The organism is Streptomyces sp. NPDC000941 (assembly GCF_053599555.1).
Map to the genome: position 1 here is coordinate 14,304 of NZ_JBSFMM010000005.1, position 16,433 is coordinate 30,736.

At 70.1% G+C, this 16,433-nt stretch carries 15 protein-coding genes; 5 read left to right on the plus strand and 10 right to left on the minus strand.

What is annotated here, in order from left to right:
* The first annotated feature begins 20 nt into the window (after positions 1-20).
* Positions 21-1,778, plus strand: a complete 1,758-nt coding sequence (locus tag ACWDSL_RS03010; protein WP_450481098.1) for an LCP family protein — start codon at positions 21-23, stop codon at positions 1,776-1,778.
* An 83-nt stretch (positions 1,779-1,861) separates the two neighbouring features.
* On the opposite strand, the gene ACWDSL_RS03015 is transcribed toward ACWDSL_RS03010, so the two are convergent.
* The gene (locus ACWDSL_RS03015) at positions 1,862-2,878 is read right to left on the minus strand and encodes a glycosyltransferase family 2 protein (RefSeq protein ID WP_450481100.1); all 1,017 of its coding nucleotides are present in this window, start codon (positions 2,876-2,878) and stop codon (positions 1,862-1,864) included.
* A gap of 284 nt (positions 2,879-3,162) precedes the next feature.
* Here ACWDSL_RS03015 and ACWDSL_RS03020 point away from each other — a divergent pair, with 284 nt between their 5' ends.
* Positions 3,163-4,590, plus strand: a complete 1,428-nt coding sequence (locus ACWDSL_RS03020) for an LCP family protein (RefSeq protein WP_450481102.1) — start codon at positions 3,163-3,165, stop codon at positions 4,588-4,590.
* Here ACWDSL_RS03020 and ACWDSL_RS03025 read toward each other — a convergent pair.
* On the minus strand, positions 4,562-5,260 hold the full coding sequence (locus ACWDSL_RS03025; protein WP_450481104.1) for a hypothetical protein: 699 nt from the start codon (positions 5,258-5,260) through the stop codon (positions 4,562-4,564). The genes ACWDSL_RS03020 and ACWDSL_RS03025 overlap by 29 nt on opposite strands.
* An 81-nt stretch (positions 5,261-5,341) precedes the next feature.
* Positions 5,342-5,893 carry an acyl-CoA thioesterase gene (locus tag ACWDSL_RS03030; RefSeq protein ID WP_450481106.1) on the minus strand — a complete coding sequence of 184 codons (552 nt, stop codon included), beginning with the start codon at positions 5,891-5,893 and terminating at the stop codon, positions 5,342-5,344.
* Positions 5,894-6,000: 107 nt separating this feature from the next.
* On the opposite strand from ACWDSL_RS03030, the gene ACWDSL_RS03035 reads away from it, so the two are divergent.
* Entirely contained in the window at positions 6,001-7,341 is a 1,341-nt protein-coding gene (locus ACWDSL_RS03035) for an LCP family protein (RefSeq protein ID WP_450481108.1), read from the plus strand.
* A 105-nt stretch (positions 7,342-7,446) separates the two neighbouring features.
* On the opposite strand, the gene ACWDSL_RS03040 is transcribed toward ACWDSL_RS03035, so the two are convergent.
* From ACWDSL_RS03040 to ACWDSL_RS03050, 3 genes are all read right to left on the minus strand, one after another.
* Positions 7,447-8,271, minus strand: a complete 825-nt coding sequence (locus tag ACWDSL_RS03040; RefSeq protein WP_450481110.1) for an ABC transporter permease — start codon at positions 8,269-8,271, stop codon at positions 7,447-7,449.
* Positions 8,255-9,169 carry an ABC transporter ATP-binding protein gene (locus ACWDSL_RS03045; RefSeq protein WP_450481112.1) on the minus strand — a complete coding sequence of 305 codons (915 nt, stop codon included), beginning with the start codon at positions 9,167-9,169 and terminating at the stop codon, positions 8,255-8,257. The genes ACWDSL_RS03040 and ACWDSL_RS03045 overlap by 17 nt, the downstream gene beginning before the upstream one ends.
* Positions 9,170-9,335: 166 nt before the next feature.
* Positions 9,336-9,932, minus strand: a complete 597-nt coding sequence (locus tag ACWDSL_RS03050; protein WP_450481114.1) for a DUF4232 domain-containing protein — start codon at positions 9,930-9,932, stop codon at positions 9,336-9,338.
* 274 nt (positions 9,933-10,206) lie between these two features.
* Here ACWDSL_RS03050 and ACWDSL_RS03055 point away from each other — a divergent pair, with 274 nt between their 5' ends.
* Positions 10,207-10,572 (plus strand): MmcQ/YjbR family DNA-binding protein, encoded by a 366-nt coding sequence (locus tag ACWDSL_RS03055; RefSeq protein WP_385619939.1) that lies wholly within the window; start codon positions 10,207-10,209, stop codon positions 10,570-10,572.
* A gap of 46 nt (positions 10,573-10,618) precedes the next feature.
* On the opposite strand, the gene ACWDSL_RS03060 is transcribed toward ACWDSL_RS03055, so the two are convergent.
* From ACWDSL_RS03060 to ACWDSL_RS03070, 3 genes are all read right to left on the minus strand, one after another.
* A complete protein-coding gene (locus ACWDSL_RS03060; RefSeq protein ID WP_450481116.1) occupies positions 10,619-11,638 on the minus strand; it encodes a DUF5954 family protein in 1,020 nt (339 codons plus the stop codon).
* A 182-nt stretch (positions 11,639-11,820) separates the two neighbouring features.
* Positions 11,821-12,237: a hypothetical protein gene (locus ACWDSL_RS03065; RefSeq protein ID WP_450481118.1), complete on the minus strand. Its 417-nt coding sequence runs from the start codon at positions 12,235-12,237 to the stop codon at positions 11,821-11,823.
* Positions 12,238-12,345: 108 nt separating this feature from the next.
* Positions 12,346-13,518, minus strand: coding sequence for an acyl-CoA dehydrogenase (locus tag ACWDSL_RS03070; protein ID WP_450481120.1), 1,173 nt, complete (start codon positions 13,516-13,518; stop codon positions 12,346-12,348).
* A 208-nt stretch (positions 13,519-13,726) separates the two neighbouring features.
* Here ACWDSL_RS03070 and ACWDSL_RS03075 point away from each other — a divergent pair, with 208 nt between their 5' ends.
* Positions 13,727-15,067, plus strand: coding sequence for a UDP-glucose dehydrogenase family protein (locus ACWDSL_RS03075; RefSeq protein WP_450481122.1), 1,341 nt, complete (start codon positions 13,727-13,729; stop codon positions 15,065-15,067).
* A 142-nt stretch (positions 15,068-15,209) separates the two neighbouring features.
* Here the strand turns inward: ACWDSL_RS03075 and ACWDSL_RS03080 are convergent, their stop codons facing one another.
* Entirely contained in the window at positions 15,210-16,406 is a 1,197-nt protein-coding gene (locus tag ACWDSL_RS03080) for a dipeptidase (protein ID WP_450481124.1), read from the minus strand.
* Positions 16,407-16,433: the final 27 nt, after the last annotated feature.

Consider the following 16,433-nt stretch of genomic DNA (forward strand, 5'->3'; position numbering starts at 1 on the left):
CCATCCGGCCGGAACCATTGATGAACAGGGGAGGCCGGGTGCGGCAGAGCAGTGTGCGGGGGGAGGGCTCCCGTCGGCGGGTGCCCGAACCCCGTGACGGTGGCGGGGACCGCGCCCCGCGCGAGGAGAGCGGCGCGGGCGCGCCGCATGACGCCGAGGCCAGGGGCGGCGAGGCAGCCACGGACACCGCGAGTGCCGCCGGGGCGGGGGCCGGCGGCCGTGCGGCGTCCCGGCGCGCCGCCCGGGCCGATGGCGCGGGCGGCGGACGCCGCCGCAAGGGCAAGGGCCCGCGCCGCAAGAGGAGCAGAGGTGTGCGAATACTTCGCTGGACCGCGCTGACCCTGGCCGTGCTGATAGTCGGCGCGGCCGGCGCGGGCTATCTCTACTACGAGCACCTGAACAGCAACATCAAGAAGGCTGAGCTCGACCTCGGCGACAGCAAGCTCACCAAACCCGAGCCCAACGCCGCGGGCCAGACCCCCCTGAACATCCTCCTGATCGGCCAGGACAGCCGTAACGACAAGGAGAACCTGAAGCTCGGCGGCGCCAAGCAGGACGTCGGCCGCAAGGGGCTCGCCGATGTGGAGATGCTGGTGCACGTCTCGGCCGACCGCAGCAACATGACGGTGATCAGCATCCCGCGCGACACCAGGGTCACCATCCCCAAGTGCACGGACCCCAAGACCGACGAGGTCTACGAGAAGACGGTCGCGCCGATCAACGAATCGCTCACGCACGGCGGACCCGGCTGCACGGTGGCCACCTGGAAGGAGCTCACCGGCATCTACATCGACCACTTCATGATGGTCGACTTCAAGGGCGTGGTGGACATGGCGGACGCCATCGGCGGCGTCCCGGTGTGCGTGGACAAGAACATCTACTCCCACGACAGCCGCGGCCACGGCTCCGGTCTGCGGCTGACCAAGGGCACCCACCCGGTCAAGGGCGTCCAGGCCCTCCAGTGGCTGCGTACGCGGTACGGCTTCGAGGACAACACCGACATCGGCCGGGCCAAGGCCCAGCACATGTACATGAGCTCCATGATCCGGCAGCTCAAGTCCGGCACCAAGCTCTCCGACCCGGGCCAGCTGATGGACCTGGCGGAGGCCGCGACCAACTCGCTGACCGTCGACCACGGCCTCGGCACCGTCAAGAAGCTCTACGACCTGGGCAACGACCTCAAGCGGGTGCCGACCAAGCGGACCACGATGATCACCATGCCGTGGGAGTACCGCGGCCCCTCTGACGCCCTGTACCCGGTGCCCAAGCCCGGCGACGCCGAGAAGACCTTCTCGCTCGTCCGCAACGACATCGCGCTGGACGGCAAGGACAAGAAGAAGAAGGACAAGGTCCCGGCCCCCAGCCGGCCCAAGGGCGAACTCCCGGTCGTCGTGCAGAACGGCACCGGCTCCACCGTCCTGGGACCGGTCGGCGGCCGGGCCGGCGACATCACCAATGAGCTGATCCGGCTCGGCTACGCCAAGGCCGAGGCCAACACTCAGCTGACCTCGCAGGCCGACACCACCATCAGCTACCCGGGCGAGGCCAAGCAGGGCGACGCGCTGGCCGTGGCCAAGGCGCTGGGGCTGCCGAAGAGCGCGGTCAAGGAGTCCAAGTCGGTCACCGAGGTGACCCTGGTCGTCGGCAACGACTGGCGCGAGGGCACGGTCTTCCCGAAGTCCGAGGCGGACGCCGAGGACAAGGCGCCCGAGATCGCGGACAAGACCAACGGCGAGGAGAAGAAGTGCATGAGCGTCAACGACGACTACACGTTCTGAGCACGCGCCGCTGAGCAAACCGAAGGGGCCGGATCCAGGTTCGCCTGGATCCGGCCCCTTCGGCGTACGCGTAACGGGGCGGCTCAGCTCGTCGTGACCGCCGGGCGGCGGCTGGCGATGACCTTCCTGGCCAGCGCGCGCGGGCTGGTGAGAAAGCCCCAGCCCCACGACATGTGCATGGTCGCCAGCGCCACCGGGATCAGCAGCCGGGCCTTCAGCGGCAGCCCCTTGCCGGCCGGGACGGAGCCCGCCGCGATGGCCGCCAGATAGCCGCCAGGCACCAGCAGCCCCCACGGGGTCAGCGCGGCGCCGACCACGACGCCCGCCACGATGGCGACGACGGCGGCCGGCGGCGCCAGATAGCGCAGGTTGATCGAGCCCTGGTGGAAGCGGGCCACCACATGCCGCCAGCGGCCGTAGTTCTTGTACTGCTTGGCCAGCTCCCGTACGTTCGGGCGCGGCCGGTAGGAGACCTTGAGCTCGGGCGAGAACCAGATCAGCCCGCCCGCCTCGCGGATCCGGAAGTTCAGCTCCCAGTCCTGGGCCCGGATGAACTCCTCGTTGTAGCCGCCCTGCTGTTCCAGCACCTCACGGCGGAACACCCCGAGGTACACGGTCTCGGCCGGGGCCGCCTCGCCGCCGGTGTGGAAGGCGGCGTTGCCCACGCCGATCTTCGAGGTCATGGCGGCGGCGACGGCGCGCTCCCAGTCGTTCTCGCCCTCGGCGTGCATGATGCCGCCGACGTTCTGCGCGCCGGTCTCCTCCATGAGCCGCACCGCGGTCGCGATGTAGTTCGGCGACAGCATGCCGTGGCCGTCGACCCGCACCACCACCGGATGACGGGACGCCTTGATCGCGGCGTTCAGGGCGGCGGGGGTGCGGCCCGTGGGGTTGGGCACCGTATGCACCCGCGGATCCTCGCGCACCAGCTCGGCGGCGATCTCGTCGGTACGGTCCGTCGACGGGCCGAGGGCGATCACCACCTCCAGCTCCCCGGCGTACTCCTGCTCCAGGATGTGCCGGACGGAGTTGCGCAGATGACGTTCCTCATTGAGCACCGGCATGATCACGGAGACGGCCGGGAGCTGATGCGGGGGCATGGCACCTCGGGGGTCGGGGGGAGGTCCCCCAAAAGCTGCGGTTGTCGAATTTCGAGAGGCCACGTTACCGCGAATGGGGGACACCGGAGCGCGCCGCCCGGGTGGCAGCGGGCGGGGCGGGCGGCGTGGGGCCGCCGCTCCGCTCATCGTATGGCCCTACGGTGTCCGCGGTTGTGCCCCGCAGTCCCCCGCCGTCCCCCGCCAGGTCCGTCGCCTGCCCCGCAGACCCACCAGACCGCCCCGCAGACCCATCAGGCCCCTCGCCGTCACGGAGGTCCCCCGCAGTGAGTGCACCGGCCCGCCCGCCGCGCCCCCGGCAGCCCTCCCGGCCCCGCTGGGGCCTGCGGATCGTCTCGGGCGCCGCCGCCCTGGTGCTGCTCGCCGGCGGCGTGGGACATCTGCTGGTCACCGAGCTGGAGTCCGGTATCCACCGGGTCGACGCGTTCGGTGGCCTCGACGACCGGCCCATGGACAGCGACCGGGGCGTCAACATCCTGGTCGTCGGCACCGACGGCCGGGACAAGATCACCCGCGCGCAGAAGCGGCGCTACCGGCTGGGCGGCGCCCCCTGCCACTGCACCGACACCATCATGCTGGTGCATCTGTCCGCCGACCGGGACCGCGCCAGCGTGGTCAGCCTCCCCCGCGACTCGTACGCCCGGATCCCCGCGTACACCACACCGTCGGGCCGGGTGCGCCCCGCGCACCATCAGAAGCTCAACGCCGCCTATGCCGAGGGCGGCCCCAGCCTGACCGTACGCACCGTGGAGCATATGACCCGGGTGCACATCGACCACTACCTGGAAGTGGACTTCACCAGCTTCATGAAGACCGTGGACGTGGTGGGCGGGGTCACGGTCTGTACGACCCGGCCGCTCAAGGACCCCTACACCGGTCTGAACCTGCCGGCCGGCACCCATGCCCTGGACGGCGGCCAGGCGCTGCAGTACGTACGCTCCCGGCATCTCGACGGCGCCGCGGACCTGGGCCGGATCCGCCGCCAGCAGCGGTTCCTGGCCGCCGTCATCCACCAGGTGACCGGCAGCGGCACCCTGCTGAACCCGGTGAAGTTCGGCCGGGTCGCGGCCACCCTGTTCGGCTCGGTCCGCGCCGACCGCGGCTTCGGCGCGGCCGACATGGTCGCGCTGGGCCAGGCCATGCGCGGCTTCACCGTCGAGTCCTCGGAGTTCGTCTCGGTCCCGGTCCAGCTGCCCGGCACCCCGGTCAGGGGCCTCGGCTCGACGCTCCGCTGGGACCGGGTGCGGGCCGCGCGCCTGTTCCAGGCCCTCCGCGAGGACCGCCCGCTCGCCGTCCACCGCCGGAAGCGGCTGCGGGCCACCCCGGTCGACGTGCCGCCCGCCCAGGTCCGCGTCCGGGTGTTCAACGGCACCAGCACCACGGGCCTGGCCCGGCGCACCCTCCGCGCGCTGCGCACCCAGGGCTTCGCCACCACCGGAGCCCCGGCGGACGCCAGGTCCTCGGCGGTGCGGCGCACGCTGATCGAGTACGACCCGATCTGGAACCGCTCGGTGCGCACCCTGGCCGCCGCCCTGCCCGGCGCCCGGCTGAAGCCGGTGGCGCGGCAGGGGTCGGTGCTGCGGGTCACGCTGGGCTCGGACTTCCGGGCGGTGCACCCGGTGCGGGCCGAGGACCCCGCGGCGGAGAAGGGCGCGGGCAGGGCGGTCAGCGGCGCCGAGGTCGCCTGCCTTTAGGGGTGCGGACGGTGCCGGTGTTGCGGAGGGGGCTGGTGTCGTGAGGCCCTGCGGGCTGTGGCTCTCCCCGGGTGGCCGCACGGGCCCGCCGCCCGCCCACGTACAGCCCGATCAGGGCAGTCACCAGGGCCAGGATCTGGGTGCACAGGCCCACCAGGGCCGTCGCGATCGCCGGCACATTGGCCTGGAGCGTCGTCCCGCCCTGCCCGGTGCCCTGCCGCGCCCCGGGCAGGGCCGCCGCGCTGTGCAGGGCGGCGGGCCGCCAGAGCGCCCTCGGCTGCCCGCCCTGCGGCTGCTGCTGGGGCTGCTGGGGCTGGTCCGGCTTGGGTTGCTGGGGCTGTGGCTGCTCGGGCTGGTGCGGTGACTCCTGGGGCCCCGGTGAGTTCGTATCGGGGCCGCCGGTCGGAGGGGACGTCGGCGGTGACGTCGGGGGCGAGGTCGGGATGACGTCGGTGGCCGTCGGGGCCGGCGTGACCGGCGCCTGGCCCGGCGTGGTGGACCAAGTGGGGTTGGGTTCGGGGGTGACGGTGCGCACGGGCCTGACCGTCAGCGTGACGAGTCCGCCCGCGTTGATGACCGTCCCGCCGACCATCAGCCCGACGGCGACGAACAGCAGGGTGGCCGGGATGTGGATGACGGCCAGCGAACCGGCGCGGGGAAGGCGTAGCATGCGCCCACTGTACGAACCACGGGTAAGCACGCGATCACGCACCGTTGCGCCTGTCGGGGGCAACCACGGCACAGGGGCGCCTCAGACGTCCCCGATGCCCTCCGCGGCCCGCTGGGCGCGCAGCTCCTTGATCGCGCGGCGCCGGGCGAGCCGGTGCGTACGCCGGATCTGGGCCTCCTCGTAGCGCCGCTTGTCCCGCCCGGTCTCCGGTATGACCGGCGGTACGAGGCGCGGCTTGCCGTCGGCGTCGACGGCCGCGAAGACCAGATAGGCGCTGCCGACCTGGGTCGCGGGGGTGGACTCGTTCCACCGCTCGGCCATCACCCGCACCCCGATCTCCATCGAGGACCGCCCGGTCCAGTTCACCTGGGCCTTCACATGGACGAGGTCCCCGACCCTGACCGGCTCCAGAAAGGCCATCTCGTCCATCGAGGCCGTGACGGCGGGGCCCTCGGAGTGGCGCCCGGCGACCGCCCCTGCCGCGTCATCGACCAATTTCATGATCACGCCGCCGTGCACGGTGCCGAGGAGATTGGTGTCACTGCCGGTCATGATGTGAGAGAGGGTGATGCGTGCGGCGGACGTGGGCTTACCCGGAATGTCTGACTCCGGGTTCGAGGCCTGAATGGTCATGGCCTCAACCATATGCCGGGGGGATTCTTATCAGGTCTGCAACAGCCGTGCCCCGATCCGGCACCCGCCCTGTAAGGCGACCGACCCGGGAAGGCACACTTCCCTTCATGAATGATTGGCCCGACGGGTGGACGAGCGACCGCAGGGACCGGTACGGCAGCGGCAGCGGCAGCGCCGAACCGGAAGGCGCCCGCGCCATGCCGCAAGTGCGGCGCGCGGGCCAGGGCGTCGGAGGCCCGCCGCGGCAGGCCGAGCCGCCACTCCCCCCTGATCTGTCGCCGCGCCGCGCCGTCCCGCACCAGGCACAGGACTACGACGATTACGACGACCGCGGCGGCCACGCCGACAACGGCTACAACACCGGTCAGGTCTACGGCCGCGGCGGCCCCGGCGACCCGGGCGGGCCCGGCGGAACGGGTGGACCGGGCGGCCACGGCGGCGCCCCGCGGGCGGCCCGGCCCAAGAACTGGAAGCGCCGGATAACCATCGGCCTGATCACCTTCCTCGTGCTGCTGCTCGCGGTCGGCGTCGGCACGTACTTCTGGGCCGACTCCAAGCTCCGGCGCGAGGTGGACCTCAGCAAGGTCGAGGACCGGCCGGACGGCGGCAAGGGCACCAACTATCTGATCGTCGGCTCGGACAGCCGCGAGGGCCTGTCCGACGACGAGAAGAAGAAGCTGCACACCGGCTCCGCCGACGGCCGCCGCACCGACTCGATCATCATCCTGCACGTCGGTGACAACGGAAACACCATGGTCAGCCTGCCCCGTGACTCCTGGGTCACCATTCCGGCCTTCACCGGCCCGGACACCGGCAAGCGGTACCAGAACTCGCAGAACAAGCTGAACGCCTCCTTCTCGATGGCCGGCCCCGAGCTGTTGGTCCGCACGGTCGAGTACAACACCGGCCTGCACATCGACCACTACGCGGAGATCGGCTTCGACGGCTTCGCCAAGATCGTCGACTCGGTCGGCGGCGTGGAGATCGACGTCCCGCAGGACATGAAGGAGAAGCACGCCGGCACCAACCTGAAGAAGGGCAAGCAGACGCTGAACGGCACGGAGGCGCTGGCCTTCGTCCGCCAGCGCTACGGCCTGGCCGGCGGCGACCTGGACCGCACCAGGAACCAGCAGAAGTTCCTGTCCGCGCTGGCCAACAAGGCCGCCACGCCGAGCACCGTCCTCAACCCCTTCAAGCTCTACCCGACCATGGGCGCGGGCCTGGACTCGCTGATCGTGGACAAGGACATGAGCCTGTGGGACGTGAAGGACATGTTCTTCGCGATGAAGAGCGTCTCCGGCGGTGACGGCAAGCAGATGAACATGCCCGTCTCCAACCCCGGCCTGGCCACCTCCAAGGGCAGCGCGGTGCAGTGGGACATGCCGAAGGTCAAGCAGCTGGTGGAGGAGCTGAAGAACGACGAGAAGGTGACCGTCTCGAGCAAGTGAGGCCACCTCGCGAGCCGAGGCTCCGTGGAACATAAACGGCTGCCGCACCTGATCCGGTGCGGCAGCCGTTCCACTTTGCTGGTGCGCGGTACGGGAGTGCGTCGGCTACGACTCCGACGTGCCGCCGAATCCGGCTATCCGCTTACTGCTCAGCACCCACATGAGCAGCAGATAACCGAGCAGCACACCGAAGTAGACAGCCGTCGTGCCGCCGACCGGGCCGAAGAACACCTGCCGGAGCAGCGAAGAGGCGTAGAAGGCGGGGTTCGCCCAGCCGATCCAGACCATGAAGTCCGGCAGCAGATGGGCCGGGACGGCCACGGGCCCGAGCGAGACCATGGCCAGGACGGACAGCAGGCTCAGCGAACCGGCCTCCTCCGGGCCGTTCGCCCGGCTCCCGAGCCATGCGCCGTAGCCGACGAACGGCAGGACCACCGCGAGCAGCACCGGAACGGCCAGCGGCGACAGGCTGACGTCCAGCCCGAGGATCAGCACGCCGAACAGCGTGGTGCACACCAGCGCGGGCAGCGCCAGCAGGGTGAACGCGGCCGCCGTGGCGACGATGAGCGCCTGCGGGCGCACCGGCAGTGCGGCGTAGAAGGCGAATGCGTCATTGAACTTCATGAAGGCGAAGTTCGAGGCGACCTTGTTCTGCGTCTCGAAAAGCAGCGCCAGGGTCAGACTGCCGACGAATACCTGATGCACCGACTGGTCGCCCGATTCCTTGGCGAAGACCCCCATCGCGGCCAGGGTGAGGATGGGCGCCACCATGCCGGTGATCACCATTCCCTGCCAGGACCACCGCCAGTTGGAGAGCTGCACCAGAAACAGGGTCCATACCGCCTGATGAAACGGCAGCGGCTTGCGCCCGATTACCTCGCTTCCCTCGCTTCTCTCGCTTCTCTCAGTTTCCTCAGTTTCCGTACTCAAAATACACCTCCTCCAGCGTCTTGGACTGCAGGCGGAATTCCAGGACTTCGTCGAGATCGAGGTCGGCGGTGAGCCGCGCGACATCCGTACGGGAGACCTGCGCGACCACCTTGCCCCGGTGCCGGCTCTGCACCTGGAGGTAGTCGGGCAGTTCGGCGGCCATCCCCTCGCGCAGGGTCAGATACACGCTCAGCGTTTTGGCCAGCCCGCTCTTGAGCTCCGCCGGCCGCCCCACGGCCACCAGCCTGCCCTCACGGAGGATGCCCACCCGCTCGATCACCTGCTCGGCCTCGAGCGCGTTGTGGGTGATCAGGACGATGGTCTGCCCTTGTTCGTGGTTGAGTTCGCGCAGCAGGTCCCAGACCATGCGCCGGCGCGCCGGGTCCAGCTCGTTCGTCGGCTCGTCGAGGATCAGCACGGGCAGATCGGCCACCAGCGCCACCGCCAGCTGAAGCAGCCGCCGCTCCCCGCCGGACATCCGCCGGGCGGCCTTGTTCCGTATCGCCCCGATGTCCAGCCGCTCGATGAGCGCGTCCCGATGGCGCCTGGCCTCCCGCCGCCCGAGCCCTCTGAGATGCGCCGTGACATAGATCGCCTCGGCGGCCGTCAGGCTGTTGAGGGCGAACGCGGTCTGGGGCATGTACGAGACCCGCATACTGGTGAAGACGGGGTCGGCGAGCACGCCCTCGCCGTAGAGCCGGATGCCGCCCGAATTGCTCCTGAGCAGTCCCACCATCTGTTTGATCAGGGTGGTTTTCCCGGCGCCGTTGCTGCCGAGCATGCCGAAGAACTCGCCCTGTTCAATGCTGAACGAAATATCGTCGTTGGCCGCCCGATCGGCGCCGGCGAATCTCTTCGTGACGCCGCTGATTTCATAAACGACCTGGCCGTCCCCCATCACCGCTCCTCACCCCGAGGCGAAATCAAACGGGATGCTAGCAGCCGGGCAGAACGCCGGCTTCCGCCCTGCTCCGCGGGAAAACCGATGGCCCCCGCGGGGGCGGGGGCCATCGGGGCGGGGAGCCGGGGGGAGACGGCTCCCCGGGTCTATGGGCCGGGGGGGGTTAGTTGAGAGCCTTGGTCGGGTCGCTCTGCCAGAAGGTGACCCGGGCGCTGTCGTCGAGGTAGACGGAGCCGCCGGGGAGTTCGACGGACTTGTGGTCGTCGGAGCCGTCGAGGTAGACCTCCAGGGAGGTGACCTTGTGGCCGTTCTTGCCCGAGCCGTCGGCGGACGAGGTGCTGATTCCCGCGTAGGCGGTCTCGCCCGGGGCGAGGGTGGGGACGGACTGGGGCTTGCTCTCGTCGTAGTCCAGGACGGGGGCGTCGGCGTTGTCGAACCGCAGCCGGGGGAAGCCGGGCATCGAGCAGTCCACACCCGCGTGGTTGTTGACCTCGAGCACCATGAAGTTGACCGGCCGCTCAACCTTCTTGAGGCCGAATGTCACCTTGTTGACGTCGCAGGGACCGATCTCCTGCCCGGCGTTGTCGGCGTTCTGGTCGGCCGGAGCGGAGGACGAGGCGTCGGGCTTGCCCTGGTCCTGGCCGCCGGTGCCCTCGTTGTTGTTGCAGGCGGTGAGGGTGAAAGCGGCGACGGCGGCCAGGCCGGCGGCGGCCAGCCGCAGGGTGCGGGCGCGGCGGGCGGCGAAGGTGGCGATCGACATGGTGGTTCCCCCCTGCGGGACGAGGTCGTTTCCGGTGTGTCCTGCTCGGTACGGCTCAAGCCTGTCGACCCCCGCTGACGTTCCGCTGCCGCACCACTGCCACCCGGCCGCCGAGCCACTAACGTCCCACTGACCTCGTGCCGTGGGAGTCCTTCAGACGCACCGAGAGCTGCTCAACCGGCTGCTGGTCGGACGGCGGCACGATTGTCGGTGCCGCGTGACAACATCGGTGGAGACAGCGCACGCACCAGTCGAGGCACGAGGAGACACCGGAGTGACCCCCGAGCAGCTTCGCTCCTTCTGCCTCTCCTTCAACGCGGCTGTGGAGGAGTTCCCCTTCCCCAGAGTCCCGGAAGTCTCCGTCTACAAGGTCGGCGGCAAGATGTTCGCCCTGACGACCCTGGACGCGCGCCCCCTCACGGCGAACCTGAAGTGCGACCCGGAGCAGGCGATCAGTCTCCGCGCCGAGCACCCCGGGCTGATCGTTCCGGGATGGCATATGAACAAGCGCCACTGGAACACGGTGACGGTCGACGCGGAGCTTCCGGACCGGCTGGTGCGAGAGCTCATCGAGGACTCGTACGACCTGGTGGTCGCGGGTCTGCCACGAGCCGAGCGCCTGCGCCTGGACCGCCCCTGAAAAGACCGGCCCTTCAGGGCAGGCACCCGTTACACAGTGCGGAGGATCAGTCGTAGTGGAGACTGCCGTCCTCGCTCATCGTCGGATGCATCTTCGAAGGACCGTATTCGTCAACGTCTGTGCGGCGCGGTGGCTCCGGCCCGTCCGGACCGCAGCGGACCAGCCGTTCGATACGGCAGATGCGGTACAGGCGGTCGCCCACGCGCGCATCATTGGCGTGGCCGGCGGCTTTGAACTCCTCGGCCGCCTTGATGTACTCGGCTTTCTCATGCTCGTCGAGTTGGTAGAGCACAGGCCAGGTATCCGTCATCGCGCCGTACAGCAGGTCCCGTGCCTCGTGCGGGGTGGCCATCATGGCACCACGTGGCCGCCACCACTTCTCATCGCGTTCCACCACGCCGAAGCCGACAGGGAGCAGGACAATATCCGGATAGGCGGCGACTGCCCCTTTTGAGTCCGCGCGTACTTCGGCCGGGAATCGGGAGTCGGAGTCGGCGTAGGCGAAATCGCGCAGTCCCAGCTTCAAGGCGCCTGCGCTCAGGCCGCCGTCCTGGCCGGGGTCGAGGACGAAGCCCGTGTCCGGCGAGGGCGTCCTGCTGTGTACGCCCCAGGTTCTGTCGGCCGGTTCCCTGTCGGTGGGGCGGGGCGGCTCCAGCCCGTCCTCCCCGCTGCGCGCGAACTCGTCTCCCCGTACCACCCGGTAGCGCACACCGAGGACCTCCACGTCGTTGACCGGCTCGCGCTCCAGCACGGCCACGGCCGCCAATAGTTCGCGTCGTACGGCAGGGTCGTCGGTGTCGTCCTTGGCCTTGAACCACAGGTGCGAGTGCAGCCCGTCCCGGGCCTGCTGGGGCATCCCGTCCACGACCGGCAACAGCAGACGCCAGTCCGGACCGACGGCGGGTTCCTGCACGGCAATACCGAAGACAGGCCCACGCAGTGCCATGTACGGGTACCGCCGCGAAGCGTTCACCGCGTCGGCCTCAGTCACCCACGCGACGGGGTCGTCGCGGCGGACCAACTCTTCGTGAAGCGCATCAAGGTGTCGCTTCCAGTCGTCAACCATGCACACATTGTTATCGCCTCAGGCGCGCGCGCAGGCCGAATCCACTCAAATGCTGAAGGAATTAACGGGCACAGCCACGATGCCCCGGGCGCCGCGCCCCCCTCACGGCCAACCTGAAGCGCGACCCCGAGCGGACGCTCCGCCTCCGCGCCGAGCACCGCCTCGACCGCCCCTGATACCCCTCAGTCGCAGCTGGGCGCGGTCTCCTTCGTCGCCGTGAAGTACACCGGCGGGAAACCCGCCGCCTCGAACACCGCCTCGTCCTTCGCCATCAGCGTCATATAGCCCGCGAGCGCGTCAGCCCCCTCCGGGGCATCACCCTCGACCCGCCTGCCGATGCCGGGGCCGACTCCGGAGATCTTCCAGGTCCGTCCGCCGAAGGTCGCCCATGCGATGCCGCAGTGGCCCGGCATGTCGTACGGATACGCCACATGCACCTTGGGGTGCTTGGGCCCCTCCTCCCAGCGCTCGCCCTCCTGCTTCCGCGCCTTCAGCCGCTTCTCGGCCGGCGGCTCCCCCGACGAGCCACTGTCCCCACCGCACGCCACCGCGCCCAACGCCAGTAACAACACCAGTGCCCCCGCGCGCACTCTGCCCATGACTGCCCCCACCGCGTAGTTTCCGCATCAATGTGGCGCTTCGACGACCGGGGGCAGCGGCTGGTTCCGCCGGTCGCCGGGCGCGCGACCGGGGTACCGGTATGGGCGCTAGGGCAGGTTCCTGGCCATCACGATCCGCTGGACCTGATTCGTGCCTTCATAAATTTGCGTGATCTTGGCGTCGCGCATCATGCGCTCGACCGGGTAGTCACGGGTGTAGCCGTAGCCGCCGAGGAGCTGGACCGCGTCGGTGGTGATCTCCATGGCGGCATCGGAGGCGTAGCACTTGGCGGCGGCGCCGAAGAAGGTGAGGTCTTCCTTCCCGGCTCCGGCGGCGACGCGCTCGGACCTGGCGGCGGCCGCGTAGGTGAGCTGGCGGGCGGCCTCGAGCTTCATGGCCATGTCGGCGAGCATGAACTGGATGCCCTGGAAGTCGGCGATCGGCTTGCCGAACTGCTTGCGCTCCTGGACATAGCCCTTGGCGTAGTCCAGGGCGCCCTGGGCGATGCCGAGGGCCTGGGCGGCGATGGTGATACGGGTGTGGTCGAGGGTCTTCATGGCGGTGGCGAAGCCGGTGCCCTCGGCGCCGATCATGCGGTCGGCGGGGATCCGGACGTTGTCGAGGTAGACCTCGCGGGTCGGGGAGCCCTTGATGCCGAGCTTCTTCTCGGGGGCGCCGAAGGACACGCCCTCGTCGGACTTCTCGACGACGAAGGCGGATATGCCCTTGGAGCGCTTGTCGGGGTCGGTCACGGCCATGACGGTGTAGTACTCGGAGACCCCGGCGTTGGTGATCCAGCGCTTGACGCCGTTGAGGACGTAGTGGTCGCCGTCGCGCACGGCCTTGGTCTTCATACCGGCCGCGTCGGAGCCCGCGTCCGGCTCGCTCAGACAGTAGGAGAACATCGCGTCGCCCTTGGTCAGCGGCGCCAGGTACTTCTTCTTCAGCTCCTCGGAGCCGGAGAGGATCACCGGGAGGGAGCCCAGCTTGTTGACGGCGGGGATCAGGGAGGAGGACGCGCAGACGCGGGCCACCTCCTCGATGACGATCACGGTCGCGAGGGCGTCCGCGCCCGCGCCGCCGTACGACTCGGGTACGTGCACCGCGTGCAGGTCGTTGGCGACCAGGGCCTCCAGCGCCTCCTGGGGGAAGCGGGCCTCCTCGTCGACCTCTGCGGCATGGGGGGCGATCTTCGCCTCGGCGAGGGAGCGCACCGATTCGCGGAGCATGTCGTGCTCCTCCAACGGCCGGTACAGGTCGAAGTCCACGGAACTCGCCAAGATCTTCTCACTCCCCTGAGTGCTAACTACCGTTAAGTAACTGAATTCTAGAGCGCCGTCCTGATCAGGTACAGGTGACTTTGCCGACAGCGGACGGCAGTGAGAGGGGCAGGGAGCTGCGCGGGAAGGGGACAGCGGATCTCAGCTCGTGCGCGGGCGCGACTATGCTCAGGCAGCGCATCCCGCCCGCACGCCTACAGGAGCACGCATGGCCCTCAAGATCACCGTGATCGGCACCGGCTACCTGGGCGCCACGCACGCCGCGGCCATGGCCGAGCTCGGCTTCGAGGTACTGGGTCTGGACGTGGTCCCGGAGAAGATCGCGAAGCTCACGGCCGGCAAGGCGCCGATGTACGAACCGGGTCTTGAGGAACTGCTGCGGCGGCATGTCCCGGGGTTCGAGGGATCGACCGGGCGGCTGCGCTTCACCACCTCCTACGAGGAGGTCGGCGAGTTCGGCGACATCCACTTCGTCTGTGTGAACACTCCGCAGAAGCACGGCGAGTACGCCTGTGACATGAGTTACGTCGACGCCGCCATCGACTCGCTCGCCCCGCATCTGCGCCACCCGGCCCTGGTCGTGGGCAAGTCCACCGTCCCGGTCGGCAGCGCGGTCCGGCTCGCGGCCAGGCTGGCGGAGCTGGCCCCGGCGGGGGCGGACGCCGAGCTGGCCTGGAACCCGGAGTTTCTGCGCGAGGGCTTCGCCGTACAGGACACCCTGCACCCGGACCGCATCGTGGTCGGCGTGACGAGTGACCGTGCGGAAAAGCTGCTGCGCGAGGTTTACGAGACGCCGCTCGCTGAAGGCTCGCCGTTCGTCGTCACCGACTTCCCGACCGCCGAGCTGGTGAAGACCGCGGCGAACTCCTTCCTCGCCACCAAGATCTCGTTCATCAACGCCATGGCCGAGGTCTGCGAGGCGTCGGACGGCGATGTGGTCAAGCTGGCCGAGGCCATCGGCCATGACGAGCGGATCGGAAAGAAGTTCCTGCGGGCCGGGATCGGCTTCGGCGGCGGCTGTCTGCCCAAGGACATCCGGGCCTTCATGGCTCGCGCCGGCGAGCTCGGCGCCGACCAGGCGCTGACCTTCCTGCGCGAGGTCGACTCGATCAACATGCGGCGGCGCGGCCACATGGTCGAGCTGGCCCGCGAGGCCGTCGGCGGCAGCTTCCTCGGCAAGCGCGTCGCGGTGCTGGGGGCGACCTTCAAGCCGGACTCGGACGACGTACGGGACTCCCCCGCGCTCAACGTCGCGGGCCAGATCCACCTCCAGGGCGCCCAGGTCACCGTCTTCGACCCCAAGGGCATGGACAACGCGCGCGCCCTCTTCCCGACCCTCGCCTACGCGCCCAGCGCGCTGGAGGCCGCGCAGGGCGCGCACGCGGTGCTGCATCTGACCGAGTGGGCCGAGTTCCGCGAGCTGGACCCGGCGGCGCTGGGCGGGGCGGTCGCGGAGCGCCGGATCCTGGACGGGCGCAACGCGCTCGACCCGGAGCGGTGGCGCGAGGCCGGCTGGACCTACCGGGCGCTGGGCCGCCCCACCGTATAGCCCCCTAGCCGTCCCCGCCGCGTAGCCCTCCCCTGCGTAGCCCCGGCCGCGCGGGCGCCCCGCCGCGCAGCCACCGCACCGCGTAACCACTCAGCCGCGTAACCACTCAGCCGCGGCGGGCGCCCTCAGGCGCCCGCCGCCGTCAGGCACCCGCCGCGTCCAGCTCCTCGATCGTCGCGAGGGACGGCCCCCGGTGGGTGCCGAGGTCGCGCGCCACCGCCTCCGCGTCGCGTACCACCCGTACCGCGTTCTGCCAGGTCAGCCTGGCCAGGTCGGCCTCGGACCAGCGGCGCTCCAGCAGTTCGGCGATCAGGTTCGGATAGCCCGCGACATCGGCGAGGTCCACGGGGACGAAGGGCGTGCCGTCGTAGTCGCCGCCGATGCCGAGGTGGTCGATGCCCGCCACCTCCCGCATATGGTCGAGGTGGTCGGCGACGGTGGCGGCCGTGGCCACCGGGCGGGGGTTGGCCTCCTCGTACGCCTGGTGGACCTTGATCGCCTCGGGCGTGGTGGCCAGCGGGTCCAGGCCGTGGGCGCGCAGGTTCTCCTCCGCCGCCCGCGTCCACGCCACGGCCTGTGGCAGGACGAACTTCGGGACGAACGTGACCATCGCCACACCGCCGTTGGCGGGCAGCTGGGCCAGCACATCGTCGGGGATGTTGCGCGGGTGGTCGCATACGGCGCGCGACGAGGAGTGCGAGAAGACGACGGGGGCGTCGGACACCCGCAGCGCGTCCCGCATGGTGTCCGCCGAGACATGCGAGAGGTCGACGAGCATGCCGAGCCGGTTCATCTCCCGGACGACCTCCTCGCCGAAGCGGGTGAGGCCGCCCGCGCGCGGCTCGTCGGTCGCCGAGTCCGCCCAGGGGGTGTTGTCGTTGTGCGTGAGCGTCATATAGCGCACGCCGAGTTCGTACAGCGCGCGCAGGGTGGCGAGCGAGCAGTTGATGCTGTGGCCACCCTCCGCCCCCATGAGGGAGGCGATCCGGCCCTCGGCCCGCGCCGCCTCCATGTCGTCGGCGGTACGGGCGAGCCGCAGATCGGAGCCGTAGCGGTCGGCCAGCTGCCGCACCACGTCGATCTGTTCGAGCGTGGCGCTGACCGCGGCGTCGCCGCTCAGGCGCGAGGGGACGTAGACGGACCAGAACTGCGCGCCCACGCCGCCCGCCCGCAGCCGCGGGATGTCGGTGTGGAGGTGGGCGCGCTGGTCGAGGGCGATATCGCGCTGGTTCAGGTCGTAGCGGACCTGCTCGCGCAGGGCCCACGGGAGGTCGTTGTGGCCGTCGACGACGGGGTGGGCGGCCAGCAGGGCACGGGCTTGCGCGAGTCGGTCGGTCATTGCCCCATCCTCTTACGAGGCCCGCGC